The organism is Nostoc sp., from assembly GCF_036917195.1.
Taxonomy (GTDB): domain Bacteria; phylum Cyanobacteriota; class Cyanobacteriia; order Cyanobacteriales; family Nostocaceae; genus Nostoc.
Window position 1 is genome coordinate 268,895 of the sequence record NZ_JBALDG010000066.1, and the last position, 25,025, is coordinate 293,919.

Annotated in this window: 23 protein-coding genes and 1 pseudogene; 12 read left to right on the forward strand and 12 right to left on the reverse strand. The window is 40.1% G+C overall.

Features of this window, described 5'->3' with window-relative positions:
• The first annotated feature begins 130 nt into the window (after positions 1-130).
• Together V7K40_RS21570 and V7K40_RS21575 are read left to right on the forward strand one after the other, a co-directional pair.
• Positions 131-895: a methyltransferase domain-containing protein gene (locus tag V7K40_RS21570; RefSeq protein ID WP_334963242.1), complete on the forward strand. Its 765-nt coding sequence runs from the start codon at positions 131-133 to the stop codon at positions 893-895.
• 199 nt (positions 896-1,094) lie between these two features.
• Positions 1,095-1,715, forward strand: a complete 621-nt coding sequence (locus tag V7K40_RS21575; RefSeq protein ID WP_334963493.1) for an rRNA large subunit pseudouridine synthase E — start codon at positions 1,095-1,097, stop codon at positions 1,713-1,715.
• A gap of 146 nt (positions 1,716-1,861) precedes the next feature.
• Here the strand turns inward: V7K40_RS21575 and V7K40_RS21580 are convergent, their stop codons facing one another.
• A complete protein-coding gene (locus tag V7K40_RS21580) occupies positions 1,862-3,313 on the reverse strand; it encodes a PQQ-dependent sugar dehydrogenase (protein WP_334963244.1) in 1,452 nt (483 codons plus the stop codon).
• A gap of 265 nt (positions 3,314-3,578) precedes the next feature.
• Complete coding sequence (locus V7K40_RS21585; RefSeq protein ID WP_334963246.1) at positions 3,579-4,955, reverse strand: calcium-binding protein; 1,377 nt, start codon at positions 4,953-4,955, stop codon at positions 3,579-3,581.
• A 970-nt stretch (positions 4,956-5,925) separates the two neighbouring features.
• On the opposite strand from V7K40_RS21585, the gene V7K40_RS21590 reads away from it, so the two are divergent.
• Together V7K40_RS21590 and V7K40_RS21595 are read left to right on the forward strand one after the other, a co-directional pair.
• Positions 5,926-6,957, forward strand: a complete 1,032-nt coding sequence (locus V7K40_RS21590) for a VOC family protein (protein WP_334963248.1) — start codon at positions 5,926-5,928, stop codon at positions 6,955-6,957.
• Between the two features lie 200 nt (positions 6,958-7,157).
• Positions 7,158-7,466 carry a hypothetical protein gene (locus tag V7K40_RS21595; protein ID WP_334963250.1) on the forward strand — a complete coding sequence of 103 codons (309 nt, stop codon included), beginning with the start codon at positions 7,158-7,160 and terminating at the stop codon, positions 7,464-7,466.
• 214 nt (positions 7,467-7,680) lie between these two features.
• Here V7K40_RS21595 and V7K40_RS21600 read toward each other — a convergent pair whose 3' ends face one another.
• A complete protein-coding gene (locus V7K40_RS21600) occupies positions 7,681-8,412 on the reverse strand; it encodes a hypothetical protein (protein ID WP_334963252.1) in 732 nt (243 codons plus the stop codon).
• Between the two features lie 117 nt (positions 8,413-8,529).
• Between V7K40_RS21600 and V7K40_RS21605 the strand changes: the two genes are divergently transcribed.
• The gene (locus V7K40_RS21605) at positions 8,530-8,754 is read left to right on the forward strand and encodes a hypothetical protein (protein ID WP_334963254.1); all 225 of its coding nucleotides are present in this window, start codon (positions 8,530-8,532) and stop codon (positions 8,752-8,754) included.
• Between the two features lie 199 nt (positions 8,755-8,953).
• Complete coding sequence (locus V7K40_RS21610) at positions 8,954-9,283, forward strand: hypothetical protein (protein ID WP_334963256.1); 330 nt, start codon at positions 8,954-8,956, stop codon at positions 9,281-9,283.
• Between the two features lie 211 nt (positions 9,284-9,494).
• Here V7K40_RS21610 and V7K40_RS21615 read toward each other — a convergent pair whose 3' ends face one another.
• The 5 genes from V7K40_RS21615 to V7K40_RS21635 form a co-directional block, all read right to left on the reverse strand.
• Positions 9,495-9,668: a hypothetical protein gene (locus tag V7K40_RS21615; protein ID WP_334963258.1), complete on the reverse strand. Its 174-nt coding sequence runs from the start codon at positions 9,666-9,668 to the stop codon at positions 9,495-9,497.
• A gap of 576 nt (positions 9,669-10,244) precedes the next feature.
• Positions 10,245-10,538: a hypothetical protein gene (locus V7K40_RS21620; protein ID WP_334963260.1), complete on the reverse strand. Its 294-nt coding sequence runs from the start codon at positions 10,536-10,538 to the stop codon at positions 10,245-10,247.
• A gap of 643 nt (positions 10,539-11,181) precedes the next feature.
• Positions 11,182-11,505: a hypothetical protein gene (locus V7K40_RS21625; protein ID WP_298903980.1), complete on the reverse strand. Its 324-nt coding sequence runs from the start codon at positions 11,503-11,505 to the stop codon at positions 11,182-11,184.
• Between the two features lie 287 nt (positions 11,506-11,792).
• Complete coding sequence (locus V7K40_RS21630; protein WP_334963262.1) at positions 11,793-11,972, reverse strand: high light inducible protein; 180 nt, start codon at positions 11,970-11,972, stop codon at positions 11,793-11,795.
• A 159-nt stretch (positions 11,973-12,131) separates the two neighbouring features.
• Complete coding sequence (locus V7K40_RS21635) at positions 12,132-12,338, reverse strand: CHAT domain-containing protein (RefSeq protein WP_334963264.1); 207 nt, start codon at positions 12,336-12,338, stop codon at positions 12,132-12,134.
• Between the two features lie 135 nt (positions 12,339-12,473).
• Here V7K40_RS21635 and V7K40_RS21640 point away from each other — a divergent pair, with 135 nt between their 5' ends.
• Positions 12,474-13,568 carry an AAA family ATPase gene (locus V7K40_RS21640; protein WP_334963266.1) on the forward strand — a complete coding sequence of 365 codons (1,095 nt, stop codon included), beginning with the start codon at positions 12,474-12,476 and terminating at the stop codon, positions 13,566-13,568.
• Positions 13,561-14,256, forward strand: a complete 696-nt coding sequence (locus V7K40_RS21645; RefSeq protein WP_334963268.1) for a DUF3226 domain-containing protein — start codon at positions 13,561-13,563, stop codon at positions 14,254-14,256. Before V7K40_RS21640 ends, V7K40_RS21645 begins: the two co-directional genes overlap by 8 nt.
• A gap of 206 nt (positions 14,257-14,462) precedes the next feature.
• Here the strand turns inward: V7K40_RS21645 and V7K40_RS21650 are convergent, their stop codons facing one another.
• The 3 genes from V7K40_RS21650 to aroA form a co-directional block, all read right to left on the reverse strand.
• Complete coding sequence (locus V7K40_RS21650; protein WP_334963270.1) at positions 14,463-16,052, reverse strand: alkaline phosphatase; 1,590 nt, start codon at positions 16,050-16,052, stop codon at positions 14,463-14,465.
• A 227-nt stretch (positions 16,053-16,279) separates the two neighbouring features.
• Positions 16,280-16,828, reverse strand: a complete 549-nt coding sequence (locus V7K40_RS21655) for a PEP-CTERM sorting domain-containing protein (protein ID WP_334963273.1) — start codon at positions 16,826-16,828, stop codon at positions 16,280-16,282.
• A gap of 586 nt (positions 16,829-17,414) precedes the next feature.
• A complete protein-coding gene (aroA, locus tag V7K40_RS21660; protein ID WP_334963275.1) occupies positions 17,415-18,695 on the reverse strand; it encodes a 3-phosphoshikimate 1-carboxyvinyltransferase in 1,281 nt (426 codons plus the stop codon).
• 435 nt (positions 18,696-19,130) lie between these two features.
• Between aroA and V7K40_RS21665 the strand changes: the two are divergent.
• From V7K40_RS21665 to V7K40_RS21675, 3 genes and pseudogenes are all read left to right on the forward strand, one after another.
• A pseudogene (locus V7K40_RS21665) lies at positions 19,131-19,533 on the forward strand (adenylate/guanylate cyclase domain-containing protein); the annotation flags it as partial.
• Between the two features lie 353 nt (positions 19,534-19,886).
• The gene (locus V7K40_RS21670) at positions 19,887-20,192 is read left to right on the forward strand and encodes a hypothetical protein (protein ID WP_334963277.1); all 306 of its coding nucleotides are present in this window, start codon (positions 19,887-19,889) and stop codon (positions 20,190-20,192) included.
• 715 nt (positions 20,193-20,907) lie between these two features.
• Positions 20,908-22,395, forward strand: a complete 1,488-nt coding sequence (locus V7K40_RS21675; RefSeq protein ID WP_334963279.1) for a helix-turn-helix transcriptional regulator — start codon at positions 20,908-20,910, stop codon at positions 22,393-22,395.
• A gap of 249 nt (positions 22,396-22,644) precedes the next feature.
• Here the strand turns inward: V7K40_RS21675 and V7K40_RS21680 are convergent, their stop codons facing one another.
• Positions 22,645-23,094, reverse strand: coding sequence for a CAAD domain-containing protein (locus tag V7K40_RS21680; protein WP_334963281.1), 450 nt, complete (start codon positions 23,092-23,094; stop codon positions 22,645-22,647).
• Between the two features lie 998 nt (positions 23,095-24,092).
• On the opposite strand from V7K40_RS21680, the gene V7K40_RS21685 reads away from it, so the two are divergent.
• Complete coding sequence (locus tag V7K40_RS21685; protein ID WP_334963283.1) at positions 24,093-24,977, forward strand: DUF2382 domain-containing protein; 885 nt, start codon at positions 24,093-24,095, stop codon at positions 24,975-24,977.
• Positions 24,978-25,025: the final 48 nt, after the last annotated feature.

Genomic DNA, 25,025 nt, shown 5'->3' on the forward strand with positions numbered 1-25,025 from the left:
ACTGAGCGGCGTCGAAGTATTGGGTGCGTATCTTAAGCAAATTTCAACCTACAATTTCTGACGATATCGTTTTTTGTCGTTTACATCAAAAAATACGGCTTACAAATTACGAATTAGGAGTTATAAAGAGATGCCAGATAAATGGAATCCAGAACTATACGAACGATTTGAGTCCGAAAGAAGTCGTCCGTTCTACGACTTGGTAAACATGGTACATCGGCAAGAAAACTTACGAGTTATCGATTTAGGATGTGGAACCGGAAAGTTAACGAAGTATCTGCACGACACTCTAGCAGCACAGGAGACTTTGGGGATAGATGCTTCTGAGAAAATGCTGCAAAAGGCTCGTCAGTTTGAAGGTAACGGACTACGGTTTGAGCAAGGAAAAATTGAGGAAAACCCAGGAGATGGGAAGTTTGATGTGATATTTTCTAATGCGGCATTGCAGTGGTTGACGGAACATGAGGCGTTATTTGAGAAATTGCGGGGCAAGTTACAACCTGGTGGACAGCTTGCTATACAAATACCAATGATGGATAATGAGCCAGTGCATAAGATAGCAGTTGAGACTGCAAAGGAATTTAGTCAAGAATTGGGAGGATATGTGCGACGTTTAGAGGTACTTTCTCCAGAAACATACGCCAAACTGCTTTATAAATTGGGGTTTGTGAAGCAGGAAGTAAAGCTTCAGATTTATGGACATGTGCTGCCTTCACGAGAAGCCGTAGTAGAGTGGTATCGTGGGACACTGCTAACGGCATATGAATCGCAGCTAGATGCCCAAACCTATGAACGATTTGTAGAACGTTATCAGCAGAAACTGTTCGAGTTGCTAGAAGATGAGCGTCCGTTCTTTTTCCCCTATAAACGCATCTTAATGTGGGGGCGTATTTGAAGGCTTATTTTCCACTCAAAAATGTTTAAGTCACGTTAGATAATAGGAGCAGGGGAAGCAGGGAGCAGAAAAGCAAGAGAAGAATAACAATGCCCAATGCCCCATGCCAATGCCCAATACTTCGACTTCGGCTCCATCGAGCGTTCGCGTAGCGTCTTGTAGAGAAGCCGAGATGCTCAGTACAAGTGCCCAATGCCCAATGACAAATCATTGCCGATATATTATTTTTTACAAACCCTATGGCGTTCTCAGCCAGTTTACAAAAGATGCTCCCACGCATAGCACCCTGAAAGATTATATTGATGTACCTGATGTATATCCTGTGGGACGCTTAGACTGGGATAGTGAAGGGTTGCTGCTGTTAACGAACGATGGGCAATTGCAACATCGCCTCGCCCATCCGCGTTTTGGTCATAAACGTACTTACTGGGTACAGGTAGAGCGAATTCCAGATGCAGATGCGATAAAAAGGTTGCAAACAGGTGTGGAAATTCAAGATTATCGCACTCAACCAGCAGAAGTTAGGCTTTTACCAGAAGAACCACAGCTACCTGAACGCACCCCGCCAATTAGATTTCGCAAAAATGTACCCACAGCTTGGCTGGAAATGACCTTGACAGAGGGAAAAAACCGCCAAGTACGGCGCATGACTGCGGCTGTAGGGTTTCCGACTTTGCGACTGGTCAGGGTCAGCATAGCCCACCTACAATTAGATGACCTACAATTGGGTCAATGGCGCGACCTCACTACATCTGAACTGCAATTTTTGCATAATTCCAGTAAATCGAAAAGTTTTCCTCCAAAGGCAAATGCTCTCTAACAGGAATTCGACTTTCTATTGTGAGCCAGTGACTTCCAGTCTGAGAGGCATTTTGCACGTTTGGGATGCGATGTCTGCGACGGTCTACGCCTACGCATTCTGGCTATATAAACCAAAACTTTGAACAATATAAACTAAATTGAGATTTACTTAGTGGGCATAGAAATTTCCCAAATTCCTTGAATCCCACCGTATTCCAGAACATAAATCTTATTGCCGATAATCTCAGTATCAATGGGATTGCTGAAGCCTTGGACAATGCGCTTGGCTTGAAGTTGATAGTTGGTAGTTCCTACTTTAATCAATTTCAAATCCAACAGATCTTGGCTGGGATCTTTAAAAGGGCCTGCTAGTGTTTCGCCAGTGGGGTCGCCTGGTGTCCAACCCAATACGAATCCATTTCTGTTGAATTCTGGACTCATTGCTCCTTGTGTTTCAAAAATTAACCCCAAAGGAGAACGGTGTGCTGTGAAAGTGCTAAAAGTTTGCCCAAGAACACTAGCGTCTTTGACTTTGCCATCTTGAGGATCGCGGAAACTATCTGCGTCCGGTCCTAAATTACGAATTGGTTCAGTCAGGGTGATATTAGGCCGAGCCGGAAAGCTTGGATCGTTATAATAGTAGCCTTTTGTAACTGCGCCAAATTTGGGATTTAGCAAAAGGTCTTTGAGAGGATTATAATTCGGGAATTGTTGGGGATTGTCTGTCCCGCCTATACGCCAGGGAAAGCCGTAATTATGACCTAGACGTAACCAATTTAATTCTTCTGACATGTCGCGATCGGGACCATTTTCGGTGCCAAACAAATCCCCATTAGACGCAAAGGCCATATCAAAAGTATTGCGTGTTCCTTCTGCAAAAATATAGCCAGCTGTCTTTAAGGTTGCTCGATTGTTTGCAAGAAAGAGATTTTGACCATTACTAGGAAGGCGGAGTATACAGGCGGTTAATCCTACTTCGCGAGTATTGGGATATAGACCACCAGCAGACTGAACCTCACCATGATCGGTACGAGAACCGCTATTCACATAGATAAACTTACCATCTGGGCTAACAACCACGCCGTTGAAGCGATGGTCATAGGCTGTTTTGCTTTTGGGATAGCCTGCACTCGTAGCCAAAACAGACCAGATGCGCTCTCCTGTACCTGAGTTAATTACCCCTTTAACAATAATTGCTTTGGTCTGGTCATTCACAAGGTCTGCATTGCCAACTAAATAAATTGTCCCGTCAGGACCAATAGCCATACCTTGAGTTTCACCTAGCTTATGATTACCTGAGTTGTACACAAGTTTACTAGTAGATAAGGCTAAATCAACTTGATAAATATCACCATTTCTTTTTAAGTAATAGAGGGTATTGTTTCGTGGATCTTTTGCAATCCGAACAGAAGGAGAGATCGTCGATAACGTAGACATAATCTTGCGAATCTTAATATCAGAACGCAAGGCTTGAGGTGCAGCATTTACTACACTAGTGCCATTATTTAGCATCACTATTGTAAATAACAGTGTTTTGGCAACTAAAAAGCACGTTTTGAGAACGAACTTATCAGTAAATCTGCGTTGAACTTGGTTGAATAATTTAGTGCTATTCATTATTTTCTTCATCAAATAGTCAGATGATTTTGTGGCTAAATCTTGTTAATTAGGGAAAAAGCTTTAGAAATTACGGGATGAAATGAGCAATGGGTACTGACTTGCTAAATAATCTCTTGTTGGGTGAGGGGAACACATTGCCGTGTTCCCCGGTTGAACTGTTGCTAACTGAGCTGAAAAATTAACGTCTGAGCCTGATGATAAGGAACGCAACCCTTCAGCGCTGCTGAGTGTGTTGTTTGTACGTTCTCCAGCATTTTCCTGCTTATAAAAAAGTGAAGTTGTTACTACTAAGTGTGAGACCCACTACCCCTTGCACAATACCTATGATTTCATCTTGCTCTGCTCCGGGTTTGTCTAAGAATATTCGTGTGTTGCTTCCAACAACTTGCAGACGGTAGTCCTGTGGAAGTCCATTGAGTTCAATTCGATCTTGGCTAGGGTCGAAGTCAGTAATAGTAGCCAAGTCTCCAAAACCAGGATTCGCAGTATTGTTATCGTCGTAGAAAGCATTTACAGCGTCCCCCAAGATAAATCTGTCTGCCCCAGGTCCGCCAGTCAGTTGATCAGTTTCCCCTAATCCAGGTGGAAGCGGACTACCAGGGAAAACACCGATGAGGATGTCGTTTCCAGACCCTCCATTGAGTACATCATTGCCTGGTCCGCCCTGTAGACTATCATTGCTGTCGCCACCATTGAGGATATCATTGCCATTATTACCATCTAGAGTGTCATTGCCTCCTCCACCATTCAAAGTGTTGTTAGAAGTATTACCAAAAAGTAAGTTGTTAAGACTGTTACCTGTCCCGCTGATATCGCTACTTTCCGTCAGCCTCAGATTCTCTATATTGGCGCCTAGTGTGTAGGTGACAGAAGACCGGACGATATCTGTGCCTGAATTAGCAGCCTCCGTAATGATGTCAGTAGTAGTGTCAACAATGTAAGTGTCGTTGCCTGCTCCCCCATTCAAGGTGTCAGTACCTGTGCCGCCATCAAGTGTGTCATTGCCGTTATTACCGGATAATCGGTTATTTTGATTGTCGCCAACAATGATGTCATTTGCATTTGTGCCGATGACATTATCAAAGTTGACTACAGTAAATGGCAATCTTCCCAAACCAGGAACGTTATTAGCAGCCAAATTTTGGGTTTGCAAGTTAACGGTGATAAATACCCCAGGCAAAGATTGAGATGCGTCTATGGTGTTGTTAGCAACATTAGCATTAGCAATAACCTTTTCTACTTTAAAGAGTTGATCTTGCCCCAATCCACCAGCTTTTTGAATGGTACCGACACCTGACAAGGTAATAGTTTGACCTAGTTGACTGTAGTCTGCGGTATCAAAGCCATCTCCACCATTAATGCTGTCGTTACCCTGACTGCCTTTGAAGGTGTCGTTTCCTGCACTACCGATTAAAATGTCGTTTCCTGTGCCTCCATCAACTGTGTCATTGCCATCTCCACCGATTAGACTGTCGTTTCCTGTGCCACCAGCGAGGGAATCGTTACCAGCTGCACCATTCAAGGTGTCGTTACCGGAGGTACTATTGGCATTACCACCAACAGCCCAACCAACTATCGTGTCATTTCCTGAAGTCCCAGAGAGATTGTTAGGATTTGTAGTGCCGAAAATAAATGCCATGTTATTTCTCCTGAATTTCTCACGAATACGTAAGTTCAGCCTCAGTCAAAGAACTATTCATCAGTTCAATGTAGATTACTTGCTATTTGCGTAATCCTATTTACAAAACATTAATTATTGATTTGGTTACGGATTTCCAAATAAAAAATATCTAACTATTTATTGTGGGCTGGGTCAAAAAACCCGGCTTTGGTTACGGGCGAACGAGATACCTACTTTACAAAATTAGATAATTTATTTTCTGAAAATGCCTGAATGGATTACCCAAATGGTAAGTAATTAGGTCAAATATTTTGTTTTTTTCTCCAAATTTTTTTAACCAAGCTGTAATTATTTAATTATCACGAGGGAAAGGTTATGTAAACTTCTTTACCAAATCTTCAAAATCTCAAATAAATGCGATTTATAATACATTGAAATATGCTTGTAACCTTTAATCAAATATTTTTTCAAAACTACTGATTTTTTTGGTAAATGTTGCGATACTTTTCAGCTTAAGATGGTATTGTCGTTAAGTTAGATTTCAATATCAAATTTTTTGGTAAAAAAAACACTTTTATATTAAAGAAATGCTTTTTAAAATAGATAAATTAAACTTATAGATTACTCCAGAGAACTTTGCAGCTTAATAATACTTAAGCTTTACATAAATTTTATAAATGTTTATAGCTATTTTCAGGTAAATAGACCACGCCCTATGGGCACAGCTAATGCTGATACGTGTCAACTTAAGATAAAAGCCAGTCTAGAATCAGCTTTTAGAAATTGTCTCCTCAAGAGTCTCTGACTGGGAATGCCTAATGAAGGGGCTGCCGCCTTTTAACTAGCGGCAGAGACGCAATGAAGCGACTTACTTAAATAAAAACTGCTGTAAAAAGTCGTTTTGAATACTCAAATCCTTGCTTTTCTCTCGTTCCTATGCAGAGCATGGGTACGAGGAAAACTAATAACTCCTAACTCAGCACTGATTATGACTCAAGAACAACAAACTGCAATTGAAGGGATCTATGAAGTCTGTATCGGCATCCCAGAGCCAATTTCTGCAATTCAGTATTGGGAGCAATTTGGCTATCGCATTGGTCAAGTGGGTGAATTAACCGCAGATGTAGCCAATCAATTATATGGGGTGAATTCATCTTTACGCTCAATCCGCCTCTACCATCAAAATTCAGATCATGGTTTGATTCGGCTGATGGTTTGGCAAAACCCCACGCATCAAGGTTTAGGAACAGCGTCAATGAAAATTAAAGGAAATCGCTGGGCAACAACCTTAACGGCGGATGTTTTAAGTATCTTAAATCATATAGAGGATGCAAAAGCCGCAGGTTTGCCTATTAGGCACACTAACCCTTATTGGGAAGTCATCTACAACAAAGAGAGGAAAAGCCGTCCTTTTATTGAGCCAGCAATTGGTGTGCGAGAAATGCTGCTACTGCAACCCTTAGCTCGACAGGTTTTATTTCAACGGTTTGGTTATACACTGCCGGATTACGGACAAGTTAACCATAATGCTGCTCTCAAAACTAGTCAGTTTACCCATATGGGAATCATCGTTCAGGATGACAGCAAAGAAACCCTGAAGTTTTATGAAGAAGTTTTGGGTTTGCTGCGTGTGCGTGATGGTGTCGAAACTAGCTATGAATCTTCGCCAGCAGGTCGAGATATTTTTGACCTTAACCCTGGTGAAAAGTTTATTGTCACGACCTTTGATGATCCCCGTTCTTCTAAGTCTGACCTGATGGCTGCACGCAGTGGTAGGCTTTACATCATTCGATTCCCAGAAAATATTAATTTAGAATCGCGCTTTGAGGCAGCCCAACCAGGTAGCTTAGGTATGTCTTTATATACCTATCGAGTTAAGGGAATACAGGAGTATTACGATCGCATCAAAGCAAGTACTGTACAAAAAGTTACAGACATCATTAGTAATGAGTTTGGCGAGACTAGTTTCTCCTTTGTTGCGCCAGATGGCTACTTCTGGACTTTGCTAGAAGGTAATTAACTAGTGCCAGAGGGGCAAGGGGCAGGGGAGAATAACTAATACTTCTCTACGAAAGGCTGCGCCCTAAGCGTAGCTATGCCGCAGGCTTTACGGCAACTCTTAGAGACGCTCTTGCGATCGCTCAGTACAAGTGCTCAATGCCCCATGATTAATGACTATTGAGCAATCTAATTTTTATCTTTAAACACTAAACAGGTAAATTGAGTAAGCAATATGTCTTTTTACTTGCTGAATCTACCGAAATCAGAAAGCAATCAAGCCTTTTGAGTAAGCAATATGCCTTTTTACTTGCTGAATCTACCGAAATCAGAAAGCAATCAAGCCTTTTGAGTAAAGAATATGCCTTTTTGCTTGCTGAATCTACCGAAATCAGAAAGCAATCAAGCCTTTTGAGTAAGCAATATGCCTTTTTGCTTGCTGAATCTACCGAAATCAGAAAGCAAACAGGCAATCATAAGCAACCACAGCTTTACCCCATAACGACTCCAACTATCTCCTATTTATGTTGATATCAAAGAGAATATTGATATAGTAAAAGAAAAACCTACAGTTGGCTGACAATTCTTTTGCGATCGCATCAAAGCAAGTACTTCACAAAAAGTTACAGACATCATTAGTAATCAGTTTAGCGAGACAAGTTTCTCTTTTGTTGCGCCAGATGACTAATGCTAGACTTTGCTAGAAGCTAAGTAGCCATGATTGGTTAATTTGCCGGACATCATACTACTTTTCAGATATATAAATTTTCAGTTGAATGCTTTCTCTCAAGCTACTAAGGTAAGCTAGTAGCGCATAAATAAAAATCACAATTCCGACCATTTCCAAAGACTCTTCAAGAATTATGCCAATTAAGGATATTATGGTACGTCGCCCAAAATCTATTCTCAAAACTCCACCCACCATTTCCATGCCTAAGCCTCCACCCACATAAACAATTGCGGCAATCAGAAATAAATATCGAGTCTTATAAGGGAGATGGAGCAAAAATTTTAGATATTTAAATGCAAAAACTCCCACTAAAACAATACCAGGGATAACCCAGGTTTCATAAAATACAGGATTGAGATGAAGCGATTCTCGCACTGACGGAATAATCAAAATCTCGTGAAAACTAAATGTTTCATCCAAACTCAAATAGAAAAATATCCAAGATAGAGTTTTCCAGTAAACAAAATAGCGGTCTTTCGTCTTCATAGCGGTAATTACTTTAAGTAATCCCGAACAAAATAATAGAGTGAATGAAGAATACCAGGCAGGAATATTAAATTCTCCATCTAGGTTAAATAGTTCGTAAAACCATTTGGAAGCTGGGAGGGGAAACTTCGAGACCCAGAAATAGCCACTTAGAATCCCTGCTAAGGTGAGGCAGATAACTATGACACTTAAACTTCGAGCAACTGTTTTAGCACTGATATGAATTGGTAACTCTACAATATCGCTTGATACTTGCTGCATACGAATATTGAGTTAATTTTCTCTATGTCGAACAATTAAGAGGAAATTATCTCATCTAGGCAAATGATATAAGCGAACTGTTACAGAACTTTTACTACGGAAAACCCTAGATTTTGAATGGAATTGCTTATACACGTATATAAAATCTATCTCAGTATAGCCCTGCAACTGCTGGCAGCCACTTTAACATTACCACAAGCCCCATTTGTAGATTTTCTCGGCTTGGCGATTGCGATCATCTCAGCCATTTTAGCTATTTACTTAGGCATCAATGCTACATGGCTAGTTTTTTGTAGCGCTTTAATTGGATGGGGTGCTTCACTTTTGGGCTACACTCGATGAAATTGCAAGTATTATAAATTACTAGCAGCTATTAGCTTGACTTTAGACACCTTTTAGTTCATATGTATTTTTGGACTTAAGCTTTCTATACTCTCTGTGACTGGAATTTATAGAGGTTTTTCTGATTTGACCGACTTAAACAGCCCCTGACCCAGCAGTTAGCCAAGAAATCCAATTTCGGGCAGAAGCGGCTGAGAGGTTGACTAATAACCGAGAAGTTGCTTTAGGAGACATCCTGAAAAACTCCGGAGTGCAAGCATTGGCGGTCAATGCCGACACAACAGCCGTTAAAGAAGCGGTTGATTTTCACCTCAGATTGCTGGCTGACTATCTCATCAATGCGAATGGTGCAGCATTGCCGTGGGGGCGCGTGGGCGGCAAAGACAATGCCGATCCGATTGTGTCTGCGGTTGGAGCGATCACACTCGCCTATGTGAGAAATCGCATCTGTGCGCCACGCGATATGAGTGCTGGTGCAGCAACTGCATTCCGGGCAGCAGCAGATAAGGTGTTGGCATCTCTTTATTAGCGATCGCTGGTGAGATCATGTCCAGTAAATTACTTGTGATTCCTGCGTGACCTCTCAAGAGCAACCCCTCCCCTAGTAGGGGAGGGGAGCCGGAGCTTATAACTTTAGGTAGAATTTGGGTGTTGCTGATTGAAAGTAGGAATTAGCCTGATATCACCCCAGATACACCTTACTTAAACTATTTCTGTACAAGGATTACAGGCAATCGCATCTAATTAGACCGTTTCGGTAGGATCACCCTAAATACCAATTTCCTATCTGTCATATCTGTCGTTTCTGTCATATCTATCGTTTCTGTCATATCTATCGTTTCTGTCATATCTGTCGTTTCTGTCATATCTGCCGTTTCTGCGATCGCCAACTGAGAACTCAGCTCGGCAACCATTTCTCACCCAAATACGATTACCTCTATAGCCCCAATTTCCTCTACAACTGGTGTCAGACAATTGCCTAATAAGCCTCACTCTACCTCTAGTAGGTATTGAACAAGTATTCCTGCGATTATTCTGGCTTGAACAAGTGATTATCTCCTGAGCTGAAGCCGGAGCTGCAACGCCCAAAAGTGTACCTATACTAATGCTGGCAGCCATGAAGCTGGCAGCAACTATGGGAAGACGCATTACCATATTCAATGTTAGACCTCTTCAGAAATTAAAAAATAAAAACTATAGTAATTGTAGCGAATTGTATTAAGAGCCAATTTTAAAATCAGATTAAATGCAAATAATCTTTACATTTTAGATAACATTAGATGTAACAGTTTCCATTAAATATATAACTACTATTGGAATTTTAATTTAGCTTTTTCAAATATTCAATCCGCTAGCAAACTAATTTCCAAAGATATTTAATAGATTTATTTAAAAGATAATAACAGCATTGATTTAAGCAGATTGATACCAATCAAAAAAAGGAGAGTATTGCTATTCTCCTAAAGTAATATGAGCGAGAATTTCTTTTATTAGTGATGAAAGCGAGCTTGACGTTCACGCAATTCACGAGCATGTCGTTCACGAGCTTGGCGTTCACGTAATTCACGAGCGCGTCGTTCAGCTTGACGTTCACGTAATTCACGAGCGCGTTGTTCACGGACTTGACGTTTGTATTGAACTTTACTGTAATTAAAAGCTACAGTATTACGATTAAAATTATCATGATCAGATTTAAATTCAGCAGCATTAGCATTTTGAGAAAAAGCAGTAATTGAGGCAGCTGCTAATAAGCCTCCAAGAAGAATAGATTTAAAGCGGTTCATATATCCTTTAATGTAATGTGCCTTGCATTACTTGATTTGTATATTCTCAATGTAATCGAAATAATCAGACACACGCCTGTGATAAAAGTCATGTTTAAATAGTTACTTTTGTCACTACTACTAGGATTTATATTTTATTTTGGAAATCGGATATCAGTCAAAACCTGACCTGAGATGGGTTATACCCTCAGTATGGCTAGTAAAACTAAAGTCGGATTCTTATATTAGAGGTGATTATTCAAAACCATCGCCAAGCGATCGCGGGATAAAGCATTGGCCGTTTCAATCCCTAATAGGATTTTAGGTAATTGCAATTACTGGCTTGTGAAAGCCTTGCCATATTTGATTTTCAAGGTTCGGTTGCGCGAATGGACAAATCATGACACCAGGAGTTATGATTTGGCTAGAGGCAAATGGCTGAAAAATAGTCCTCATAAGGTGCGCGGATGGTTTAGAAATGCGTAGGCGTAGCCCGCCGCAGGCATCGCCCTTAAGTGCTTGCATATAGGGCATTCAGCAAAAAAACTAATCTGATTGGAAAGCTGCTTACTATAGATATCCTACTCAATTAGGTTAGCTGACTTCAGGGTAATGCCTGGGTTTGGCTATGCCTACGCAATACCAGCACCCCCCATGACCAACTTTATTTGGCAGCGTCTTCAAAATCTGTTATCGCACAACCAAACTCCCTAAAAGCTGTTTTAATCAGAACCTCTTTCGTTCCTCTCTCCAGCGAAGAATTGCGTATGAGGTCTGTTAATTCTATGAACAGTAGAGAAAACATAAAACGATCCTGGCGGTCAACTTGTTTCAAGCAAGACGATATAAACTGATAAAGCTCTGTTTTTCTAGGTTTGGTTTGTTCTTCCCATATTTGTAACCCAAGCCGGAAGGTTCTCAAGCGGATTTCATTAGTATTGAAGGACGCGTCTTTGTAGCGGACTGATACGCGTTGGGGTAGTTCCATGAGTTTTAGCTATACATATTCAATGTAAAGTAATTATTCACTTATATTTTGGCTCAACCGGAAAAATCTGATATTTTGCTTGAAAATAGGTGACAGGGAAAGAGATTTTCAATCTGATATCTCCGTTGAATTGCCCATAATAAGAGAACCTCACCCCGCCTATAGCTAAAGTTACAGGCTCCCCTCCCTACTAGGGGGAGGGGCTAGGGGAGAGGTGACGTAGGAATCACAAGTAATTCGCCAAACATGAGATGAGTGTCAGGTAAAGGCGAAAAGCCTATATCAATTTAGAGGATGCCCCAGAAATGGAGTAAGCCTTGACCAGAAAAAGCTTCAATCAAAATCGCAGATAGAAAACCAATCATTGCAAGACGACCGTTCCAATTTTCACTCTGAGGAGTGAAGCCAAAACGCACAGCATTAGGATCTTCCGAAACAATAGGTGCAGGATTCTTTAAACCTGACATGAGTAAAACTCCAAAGTTCAAGTGTTGTAGCAGTTGTAACTGTCTGTAAAGTAATGTAACAGATGTTTAAGAAAATGCAACATTGAGTGAATAAAGAAAAGCTGAAGAAAAATCTGCTCGACATATCTTCTTCCAGTCGGGTTTTACAGGCGCTGAGTACTAACAGTTCTGCTTGCAGAGGTTGAAAACATCGTGCGATCGCAAAAAGCCATTTTGTGGCATTCCCTTGTCGTCAAATAGCCATAACACTACTCCTGATAATTTTGGATGCTTGCTGTTGAAAATGCCATGAGTAGCGAAATAGATAATCCGAATTAAACATGCTACATCGCAGAGATTTGCTACTGTTGGGCATAGGAGCAGCACTATTAAGTAGTCTGAGTGTTATGCTTGGTATTATTAGTGTAGGCTAACTATTTGATTACTCATACTTTAATTGAAGATAAATTTTATGTTTTATTAGGTAAAATAAAATGAAAACATTTTAATGTAGAGGTTCTGGTGATTAAAAATATTAAAATTAAAAATTTTAGATGTTTTGATGAGTTAAAAGTATCTGGTTTCGAGAAAATCAATTTAATTAGTGGAAAGAATAATGTTGGAAAAACTGGATTACTGGAGGCACTATTTCTAAATAGTGCCCCACGACCAGAGACAATTATTTTGCTCCGACACGTAAGACGGGAACAGTCAAGTTTTAGTAAGTCTTTACCTGAAAGAACATGGAATAATTTCTTTTTTCATCAGAATAAGAGTAGTGAACTTGTAATTGAGGCTACCTTGGAGAATGAATCTTTAAAGAGAGTTGAGATATGCGTTGATGAATCTGTAAAAGATTTTTTAGAAGAAACCGATGAGCAAGATAGTGAGGATGAGAGAAAAGACAACATTATAAGCCTTTTTTCAGGTAGTGAGTCTGTACGATCTGTGATGCACCTTAAAACAAGAATTAATCAGGGAGAAGCTTTTGAAACTTCAATTATTTCAAGCGCAAAGGGATTGATAGCAAGAGATATAAAAATACCTGATAATAAAAATGCTTTTTTCATACCTTCCTTTTTAAGAGTTTCTAGTAGAGACTTAACAATCGAGTTTGATAAGGCTCGGTTAAACGAGAAAGATGATGAAGTTCTAAGAGCTTTTCAGGCTATTGATTCCTCGATTGTAGAAGTAGAGAGCTTTAGTATTGGTGAACCTACTGTTTATCTTAAGAGAGAGGGAGAAGGTAGATTACCCTTGTCTTTATTTGGTGATGCAATTAATCGCATCGCTGATATTATCTTAAGACTTGTGAATAATGAGAATAGTATTTTGCTGATTGATGAAATAGAAAATGGTATTCATCACTCTAATCAAGCCGATTTTTGGACTATTCTTTACAAGTTGGCCAATGAGTTAAATGTGCAAATATTTGCCACAACACATAGCCTAGAAATGACTAAGGCTTTTATAAAAGCTGGATCAGAATATAAGAATACATCTGCTCATTTTGAACTTACAAGACAGATTAAGACTGGCAGGATAGTTGCTATAAGACGAGATTTGGATACTTTGGATTATGGAATAAGCCACAACAAGGAGGTGAGAGGTGAGTAGTAATATTTTGATTGTGGAAAGCAAAAATGATAAATATTTCCTTCAGGCAATTATTCGTTATCTCAACTGCAATATAGAAATTGCATCCCCAATTCTCATTTCAGAAGAAGATTATATGTCAATGGATGGGCTAAATAAAATAAAGTTAACAAATGCTCTTAAAGACTTAAAAGCTGATATACAAAAGGGTGAGATTGAAAGAGTAGGGATCATTATTGATATTGATAATTATCAAGAAATTGAGAGAATTAATTTTATTAATGAATGTGTTCAAGAAGCTTTTGCAGAAACACCATTGCTTATAAAAGTTAAGGAATTTGTAAATTTAACTGTTGATGATCTCAATATCCAACTGGCTTGCTACTTTACCAACCTTGATGGGCAAGGAGAACTTGAAAAAGTCCTCAAAACGATTAAAATAAAAGGTTCTGTTCATGCTGATTGTTTAGAGAGTTGGAAAGATTGCTTGCAAAAGAATGGTCAACAAATAACTGTTAAGGAATTTAATAAATTCTGGGTTGATATGTACATCCGATTTGATACTTGCTCAAAAATGGAAAAGAAACAAGCCGAACGTAAATGTAGCATGAAAGGCTTTGATTATGTAATGACCCATAAAACAACGATTTGGAATTTTGAGCATCCTGCCTTGAATGATTTGAAGGATTTTTTGCAGCTATTTTGTTGATTCCATCGCCATAGAAAAAATATTTGTTTTTAGTCTAACTAGAGCAGTGCGATCGCTAATCTTGTCGATTGGGTTGACGCTAGAAAGCATCGACTTGCAAAAGTCAATTTTCTGAAAATAAAAACACACATGGATACAGATAAATACTAATGATTTATCTGTATCCATCTGTGATTATCTGGTTTCGATACCTGGGAATTAAACGATTAGACTTGTTGTATTCCCGGACGATCATCTTCAACCACAAATGAAGCCCGCTTGCTAATCGTGCCAAATGGAGTCGTGACGTTTGATAAAACTAGATAGTCTGTCTTGCAGGTTGTGGGAGTCAGCGCACAGCGAACATACCCCCGTTGACCGTTGAAGAACTTAATATGTGGGTTATCGGGTAAGTAAGCTTCAACTGCTGGGCTGCTGTCTGCCCCATCTCCACCGGAGGTTATTGAAGTACACACGAATTCACTCCCAACTGTAGTAGATTCTGGATTATTAAAGTCAGCCTTTAAATTCATTGCCCAGTTGGAATGGATATCGCCTGATAAGACGATTGGATTAGATGGTTTGCGCTGTTCTAAAAAACGCATGAGGCGATCGCGGGAAGCCACATAACCATCCCACTTATCCATGCTGTAGGTTCCGCCTTTCCCTGGTTTCATGTCTATCTGAGCAACTACAACTTGCTGGGCCAAAACGTTCCACTTAGCCTGTGAGCTATTTAGACCATCATATAGCCAATTTTCCTGACGCTTGCCAGTAATCGTTGCATTCGGATCTAAATTTTCTGGACAACGTTCTTTAGTGCCATCACCACATGGCTGATCGGTGCGATATTGGCGGGTATCTAGGACATGGAAGGTAGCTAAGTTACCAAAGGAGAGCCGACGGAAAAGTTGCATATCGGGGCCAACGGGACGCGAGAAGGGGCGCAGTGGCATATGTTCGTAGTAAGCCTGATAGGCAGCAGCCCGCCGTTGGAGAAAGATTGCGCGATTCTGATCTGGTTCAGTATCAATTTCTGAGATGTCGTTGGCGTAGTTGTTTTCCACTTCGTGGTCATCCCAGGTAACAATCCAGGGAAACGCTGCATGAGCTGCTTGCAGATTGGAATCGGTTTTATAGAGGGCGTGACGGTTGCGGTAATCTTCCAAAGTCACAATTTCTGCACTGTTATGCTGTCTGGGGCGATTCTTTGAAATTCCTCCTTCATAGATGTAGTCACCAACATGTACTACCAAGCTGAGATCGTCCTGGGCAATATATTTGTAAGCAGTATAGTACCCCTGCTCATAGTGCTGACAGGAGACAAGGGCAAAGTTTAATTTATTTAAGTAGCCACCTGCTAGAGGAGCTGTACGAGTGCGACCAATGGGGCTAGCCTCTTGACCGACAAGAAACCGATACCAGTACCAAGTATCAGATTGTAATCCCTCTACCACAACTCGAACTGAGTGAGCTAGTTGTGGAGTTGCTAGTACCGTACCTCTGGAGACAATGCGCCTCATGTCGGGATCGGTAGCTACTTCCCAGCGAATTGGCACATTAGCAGATGGCATTCCACCTCCGTTTAAGGGTTCGGGAGCTAGACGAGTCCAGATCACTACGCTGTTAGGATAGGGATCACCTGAGGCTACACCCAAAGTGAAAGGATAATTGGAAAATCTGCTTCTAGCGATCGCTCTTTGAGCAGAAAATTGGTTAGCGATCGCCAAACCAGACAATGCTCCTGCCCCGATAATTAAATTGCGTCGTTTGATTCGACCGTGTAGGAACTGCTGAAAATTCCGGTAATCCACCATTTTCTACTCCTGACTAACAGGTAAGTTAAAACGCAGCAACAGCTAACACGAAGAAGGCAGGGTGGTCTTAGGCAAACTTCGTAACTAACTCCCTTACCAAAATCAGGTTTTAATTCCCAATTTTTTCTTCTGGCATCAATGTCTTAGATGTTGTTTTGCCACATCAAAGCATATTAGGAAGAGATTAATCCTTGGCAAAGAAAGCGTTAATATTAACTTAATCAAGGTTAAAATCTAACCTTTTTCATTGATGTTACTTTTCTCTTCATCATCCAGCCCAGACTACAAGCAAAGAGAGTACCAATTAAGGGCGTAGGTTCAGGTATTTGTGTATACGAAACTATACCTAATATCGGTTCAGCATCTGGAGAGGTTCTAGAGAAAATTGTAAAATCCTTACCAACGATTTCGTAACTTATAGAACTGGAAGGATTAGATTTATCGTTGAACAGATAGTCTAATGCTAAAGATGTTTGTCCAGTTAAGAACGTAGTTGGAAATACCAGGGGAAATTCTGGATATTTGGTGTCATCTTTTTCAGTATAAACAGTAGAGTCACCGTCAAATTGTAATGAGAGTGACTTAATGGTAGCTACAGGATTATCTTCATTACTGAAAGTTGAGTCATCAAAGCTAAAAAAGCCATTTCCCTTTGTTACGGGACTATCAACTGTGAAAGCGTAATTAATAATTGCAGCCGATGCATATTTTGCATTTACAGTAGCAAAACCTAAAGTCAAAGTAGCAGCAAGCACTAATCGTGGAACCAATTTCATCTGAGTTTTTCTCACCATAAACTTCTGTAAGCAATGCACACTGCAAGGTATAGAAATAGTTTGTTTCTAACTTACTTATTTCCAAATGGGTATTCATCACTGATTAGAACAGTGATGATTAATGCTTTTTCCCTTTTTCAGAAAAATCAATAAGTCTTCAATTATTTGGAGTCACCCTATTTTATAATCAGGAGTTTAAGCAAACTTTAATTAAAGGTAAAATAAAACCGAATTTAAATTTTCCAATGAAAGACTTAATCAATAACTAATACCAATTATTTGTGAAACTGAATAAAATCAGGCTTGTCCAGGCTTGGGGCTTGAGCAAATTGTTCTATTCAACCTCACAGGTAATCGGTATAAGATATTTATGTTAAAAATTTTGAAGTGATTGTAACACATAGAGTTTCAGCCCTATCCTTGAAGGTTGGTAGCGCTGATCCGAAAGGTAAAAAGAGTTGGTGCGTTAGCTTAGGGTATAACACAACGCCAGTTGCTACAACGGATAGCGCAGCGTTAGCGAGTCATCGAGCGTCGGGAACCTCCGCAACGCACTGGCTCCCCTACGAGAATACTGGTCAATCTCTTATTGTTCTAACATTTGAAAGAATCGGGTAAAGTAATCTGGAAAGGTTTTCGCTGTACAGCCAGGATCTTTAATTACAATTCCTGGAACCTTCAAGCCAGTAACAGCAAAAGCCATCGCCATTCGATGATCGTGATAGGTTTCAATCGCCGCCGGGGTAATCGGGCCAGGCTCAATTTTCAGTCTATCTGCAAATTCTTCAACCTCAACTCCTAGCCGACGCAACTCTGTAACCACAGCTCGAATTCGATCGGTTTCCTTATATCGAATATGTTCCACATTGCGGATGGTAACAGGTGAACCGGCAAAGGGGGCGATCGCTCCTAATGTTTGCACTAAATCTGATATATCATTCATATCAATGTCGATGCCTTGCAATTGCTTCGGTCCCGTCACTTCGGTGTAATCATCCGAATCTTTAATTTGGCAACCCATCTGTTCTAAAACATTCAGCCACAGAATATCACCTTGACACGATTGTTTGGTCAAATGTTTGACGCGCACCCGTCCACCCGTGACGGCGGCGGCGGCAAAAAAGTAAGAAGCATTTGACGCATCAGGTTCTACTGTGTAATGTCGAGCTTGGTAACGTTGATCCGCTTTAATCTGAAATTGATTATCGCTGATTTGAATCACCTCTACGCCAAAATCTGCCATCAAACGACAGGTCATTTTGACGTAAGATTGAGAAACTAGTGTCCCCTCAACCTCAATACTCGTATCTTGTTGAGCATAAGGCGCAATCATCAGCAATGCTGAAAGTTGCTGACTTGTTTGGTTCGCTTTCAAGCGAAAATTTCCACCAGCGAATTGCCGACTATAGACGGTGTAAGGCATAAACCCGGAGTTTCCCTCAAAGTTAACGGTTGCTCCACCCGCTTCCAGCACCGTCAACATGTCACCCATCGGTCGTTCTCGCATCCGGGGAACGCCATCTAGGCGATATTCGCCGTTACCCAATGCCACCAACGCCGAGATAAACCGTGCTGCTGTGCCTGCCAAACCCACAAATAAATCTGCTTGTTTAGCTGGAATGTCGCCTCCTCTTCCCGCGACTTGGATCTGTGCCTGATGAGGATTCAAAGTAATGGGAATGCCCAATTGCTCTATGCATTTGGCAAAATACTCGCTGTCTTCACTAAATAAGGCATTTTCTAAAATGGAATCACCTTGTGCCAAAGCAGCAACGAGCAGTGCGCGATTAGTAAGACTTTTAGAACCGGGAATTTCTACCGTGGCATCCACTGGCCGATTTAGAGCAGGAATTGCAATGGTATCCACGTTAAACCTCTACGTAGGCGGTTAGCTACAACTTTATATATTGCCATATTGTGACCAAAAGGGGGAGAGGAAGAAGAACTATTGATTATTGCCCAATACAACTCTTGGAGAGGCTGCGCCCTAAGCGTAGCTATGCCGTAGGCTTTACGACGTCGGCTCCATCGAGCGACTTGTGCTGACTTGTACTGAGCGGCGTCGAAGTAGCGCAGTCGTTGGCGCAGCCTCTCGAAGAGAAGCAAGCCAAGATGCTCAGTGTCGGCTACGCTCAGGACAAGTGCCCCATGCCCAATAGTTCCTAGTTGAAAAGTAAAATCTAATCTTGCTTTTGGGAATATTTGATTTTATTCACCTGACTAATCTAGAACCCAGGCATTATCAATATGAAATGGATTAAACCATTCCTATATTTTCAGGACTTACGCATTGAAAACCTATTTAAGAGGATTTTCGGCTATTTCCGAACAATTGCTACTTGAAGAAGTAGTAAAGATTTTGAATCTTTATCTGGGAACAATGACAGATGTGATAAACCAGTATAAAGGCACGATTAATGAGTTTATGGCTGATGGTATTTTTGTGATATTTGGTGCGCCAATTAGTCGCAAAGATGATTTTCAACGAGCGATCGCCTGTGCTATTGCCATGCGATTGGTAATGCAGCAAGTGAACAAACTTTCATCAGCAAATGAATTTCCCAATCCTCGAAATGGGAATTGGAATGAATACAGGCGAGGTTGTGCTGGAAAATCTTAGTTCTCAAAAACGCGCTCAATATACAGTTATTAGCAGTCATGTTAATTTAGCTGCCCAAATTGAGTCTTATACCGTGGGAGGACAGAAGACTGCGACTCCCTCACCGCTAGGCGTCTATGCATTTCTCAATGCACTCCGTCAGCCTGGGTGAAATTAAGGCATCAATATTGAAATGGTAACGAAGGGAGGTGTATGTAAATACGGTCAACTGAAAAAGTAGGTAGTCTAGGTTTTTTTAAAACAGTAGCAATTGTTGCTGATAAAACCAGGCGATCGCGGTAAGATTTTGAACTTAAGCCTGATCCAACTCTAATAACTCCTAACTCTGACCAAATAATTAATAATTCGTAATTTATGGGATAGAGCAACTAACTTGAGTTATGGAGGTAAAAATATGATTTCTTCTCAAATTGAGATTAAATTACATCCAAAAGACAGATGAAGAACATAACCAACTTTCAAAGACTAGTAGAACTTGCAAATGATCATGGAATTATTTGCCAGCCCACACCAGAAGAATGTTTGATTGGCTCCTTGCCTGGAGACGATAATTTCTTATTAGCTTTTACTTGGTCTGGTACAGTTGAAGGAGAGCCACCAGAGCATGAATTAATAGCAATTAGTGTACAGGATATAGTCAAAGAAGTTACAGTTGCTGCTTGGCAAATTCCTATTTATTTATTCGGAAACGTTTTAAGGCAGGCTCAGATGCTTGTCGCTGCCCATAAAGATTTTGTTAGTTAGCAGACAAGCTTTAGCTAAAAATTACTATCCCTGTCCACTGTGGCAGGGATTTTCATTTTAACTACTGCGCCCAAAGTAAGAGTTGCTGACACTCGATGTCAACTTTAAATATTTATAAAATATTCTCTAAGATTATTGGTGAAAAGTTGCAGTCTAATATTTCTATACTGCAAGGTTGCTTATTGAGCGATGCCTGCGGCGGGCTACACCTACGCACTTTGCCGTATTAGGTGAGAATAGATTTGTACTCGTAGTCAGGACTTTAATCCTGGATTTAGGAACTTCAGTCCCCACTCCAAACTGAGCGATGCCTGCGGCGGGCTACGCCTACGCACTTTGCCGTATTAGGTGAGAATAGACTTATGCTCGTAGTCAGGACTTTAATCCTGGATTTGGCGACTTCAGTCCCCACTCCAAACTGGACATCATATAACTCGACTCATCAGTGGATTTTTAACTGGCTGCTACTCATTTGCTATTCAAAACGGTAGCCTTGAAGAATCCAGCAACTTACACACATTGCATCATGTTACCTAAAACCAAAAAGCACTGGACATCCTCAAATTGGGCATTTTATATTATTATTGGATCGATTTTAGAAATTTGCCAAGAATAAATTCTTCCGGGTAAAAACTTATTTAATAGTTATATTCCAACAGTTTTCACAGTTATTGTCTACTATTTTTACCTACGTGAGCAGTGTATTTTTAGATAAATGAAACAGTTAGCAAAAACGTTACATAAAAAATTTTCGTATCTAATTCAGCAGGTAATAGGAATTACCTTTTCCCGTAATCCAAATCCAAACGAAACTAATGTTGCTGAAGGTGAAGAAATTGTAGAAGACCAGACTGCTAAATTAGAAAAGCAAATTACTTTTCAGACATCCTTTAATAAAGATGAGCAAAAGTTACTATTAAATAAGCAGTATCCAGCTAAACCCCGGCAATTCAAAAAAGCTTCCTTATTTCCTGATCAGACTAGTATTGCTGCGTTGTCGTTAGTTTTGCATGGAGTTGCTGAAGTTTTATCTCAAAAAATGAATCTATCATGGAAAACTGAAACAAGTAGTACTTTCAGCTATGAAAAAGAAGTTGAAAGTGGAAAAGGAAAAATCTTTTACTATGTAACAGATAATCCCGAAACCTCACAACCAGAAACTCTGGCCGAAGAGGCTGCTTTAGTTGTTATAGATCAATTTGACCCAAGGGCGTGTGCAATTCACCTAATTTACTGTGCTTTAGTAGCCAGCTTAGATAAACCTTGGTCAGGCAATTTTATTATAGATGACAGGCAACTACTTGAATACACAGGGCTTGTTAAACGCAGGGACTTATGCAAGCATGAAAAATTGAGTATTTTGTACCACTTGTTACGACAACCCGCTCAGGTACTAGCCTGTATCGCATGGCCTAAACAGGGGAAAGTAGGAGCTTTTACTGTTGCTGATTTAAAGATTTGGGACGTTAGCATAATACGAGATTTTGAAACAGATAAAGCTGGCAATAGCAAGCTAGTGGGTTTAAAGGTGATAGGTCAAGCTGGAGTATGGACAAAATACTTCCTCAATAAATCAAAATATCACTACCAGACTGGAATTATTACCAAGAAAACTGTACAGAAACTATTTAGCATTGGGAAACAAAATGCTGGCGCGGCTAGAATATTAGTTTGGCTAACCTTTCAAATCCAGCCGGAATTCCAGGATTGTGTAATGGGCAAGACTTTGATGGAGATTGCTTACAGTGCAGACAAAGTGTCAACAGCAGAGCAAGACAGACAGCTCAGACGGCAAATGGCTGATGACTTTGAAACTGACTTGAAAGTTGTGAAAGAAGCAGGATGGCAAGCAGAACTTGAAACAGGCCCAGCTTGGTTAACAAGCAGCAAAAGCACTAAAAGACCTATAGGTTACTGGAGTGAAATACTGAATTCTAAATGGCGTTTTCATCTACCAGTAGAAGTACAGGAACGCTTGACTCTGGACTCAAATCAGCTAAGTGTAAACAATATCCAGCCTCTATCAGGTAATGTGATCAGAAAAGCTAGAAAAGCAAAAGGCTGGTCTAGGGCATTTTTCGCTACAACGATGGGAAAAAGCGTTTCCTGGGTTGATGCAGTCGAGACGGGTACACGTAAGGTTTCTCAGAAGGACTTGCCCAAGTTACTCAACACACTGGAATTACACCTTAATAGGTATTGATTTCAACTAAAATTGAATAATTGGATGAATTTTATACTTCCAATGGCTATTTTCCCAATTTGTTGTATTAATAAATATTTGCTTACTAAATGATTGATGCAGACAGCAACAAGAGCATAAGCATCAAATTATTTAACCGAGATTCCCGACTTCGTAAAAGTTGTCGGGAATCTAACTTTTCACGAGTGATTTAGAATTGCTACATATGGCAAAAAAAGTTTTTCACTCGCCACTATACTGTAGTAAGCTCTAAGTCTGGGATTCTTGTCTGCCTAGAATTTGTTTTTTAAGCAAACGAATTTCTCCTGCTAATTCTTGCCGAGTAGAATCTTTGAGCAAATAGCGAAAAGTAAACCAAATTGTGTAACCCAGTCCAATGAACTGTAGAATTGGAGAAACTAATGGAATACTATTTATTGCGTTCAGTACTGCTAGAAATATTCTTAGTGTCGTAACCACTATTACAAGCAAAGCAAAGCTAATAATTGGTAGTTTGTATTCTTGGTAGAAACTACTTATATACTCAGGAAGTTGTGCCAAAAATGTAGAAATCTGTCTACCAATTCTTTGCCATTGTTCTTCAGGTTCCGAAGCAGGTGGTAACATTGGCAAGTTTCCAGCCTCTGAACCTTTAAGTGCTTCTATCTGGTTTTGGGAGGCAGCATCGACGTATTGCTGTTGCTCTAATTCAGTTTCCATAATTCTCTCCTAATTTTCTGCAATGAGAACAGTTTTAAAGTTTAAGCTTTGTTGCTATCAACTTTGGCAACGGTAGCTTTAACAACTACATTTTTAAGGACTTTTATTTCCTTAGCTATGAACTTTTGACTCTACAAAGTGAGTTAAACAGTTTCATGGTGGCAATTAACAATGAAACAGCAGGGTCTTCACTGTTGTTATCAAAACTCACTGTTTGACGAACTCCTTAGTTGTCACCTGCGGAGGCATCATCAATCATGAAATTTTAAATTCCTCCCTGTTTGAGAATTGCTTCCGCACGCTGACTCTCAGTAGGCTTACTTTAATTGTTACTAAGTAATCATCTCAATTGAAGCGATCGCTTAATTTATTAGGGCTTTGATAATATTAAGGCATTTTTATATTAGTTTATCATCAATCTCTTGGGGGAAGTTTTTTTCTCTAGAGTGAGATCAGGGTTTCAACTCAAACAATAAGGGCTAAAAAAATATCAGGATATTTGATTAAAATGTAAGGTTTTAATAAATTTAACTAGCTAAAAGTTCTGAAGATATATGAATGTGGCTGAGTTAGAACCTGACATTTCCGGCTAGAAACTAGTCACAAAAATGCTAGAACCTAGTCACAAAATATTAACAATAGAGGTGTCCTGGTTGATGAATACTGGCTTATAGAGTTTCTTAGTGCGACAGTCGTGAACAAGGTTTAAACCCCTACTTTGTTAAGTGACTTATTTTCATCTAGGGTTAAATATCCGGCTGAAAAGTCCTGCCAGACTACCTTCAGGAAAAATTGGGTTATAATTGATTACATCATTAGAGTCACAAAAGTTAAGATGTTGAAATAAGACTTCTTCATGATGCAAGTAAAACTAGATTGAATTACTACTTTTTCTTAAAGCTGGACATGATTTAACTTAATTTTGGGAAAAAAGATTTATCTTAATTGAATGTGCTAAATTATAAAAAAGAAATAGTACGTTTTTAAGGAATAGAATAATGCCACTCCAAAAAATAAGTGAATTTGATACAGACTACCGGGATACTATTCAAGGTAACGACATCAAAGGAATGGATGTGTATGTTCAGGGAACTGATGAGAAGATTGGCACGGTAAGTGATGCTGTAGTAGACGAACAAGGAGCGTTCCGCTATTTAATTGTTGACTTAGGGCTTTGGATTTTTGGCAAGAAAGTATTACTACCAGTAGGGAAATCGCGTATTGACTCTAGAGCAAACCGTGTATATGCCGTTGGTATCACAAAAGAGCAAGCGGAAAATTTGCCTGAATATCAAGAACATACAGTGCTTGATTACGACTATGAAGAACGGGTGCGTGGAGGATATCGTACACCGTCTGTAGGAAGTTCAGCTGCGGTAGCATCGACAGATGGTCGCACTGCTCCCACTTATGATCGCAACAACTACACATACACATACGACGCGGATCTATATGATGTCAACGCTCATGAAGACCAAACCTTCAAACTCTACGAAGAAAGGCTGGTTGCCAACAAACAGCGCCGGAAAACTGGAGAAGTGACAATTGGCAAGCACGTTGAAACAGAAACTGTAAGAGTTTCTGTTCCAGTGGAAAGAGAGCGAGTCGTAATTGAGCGAGTTACTCCTCAAGATGCAGGCAAAGTTGTGTCTGCTGAAACAGCTAACTTCGGCGAGGGCGAGGTAGCACGGATAGAACTCTATGAAGAAGTTGCTGATGTCCAGAAAGAAGCTTTTGTGCGCGAAGAAGTCAGAGTGCAAAAAGTTGTAGACCAAGAAACTGTTGAAGTTCAAGAGACCATTCGACGTGAAGAGTTAGACGTTGATGCTGAGGGTCGTACTATTGAGGAAAAAACTGGTAAGTTGCCCAAAGACCGTATTTAAGAAGACTGCTTTTAGCCTTCATCCCTTGTCAGACAGCACAAAGATTCC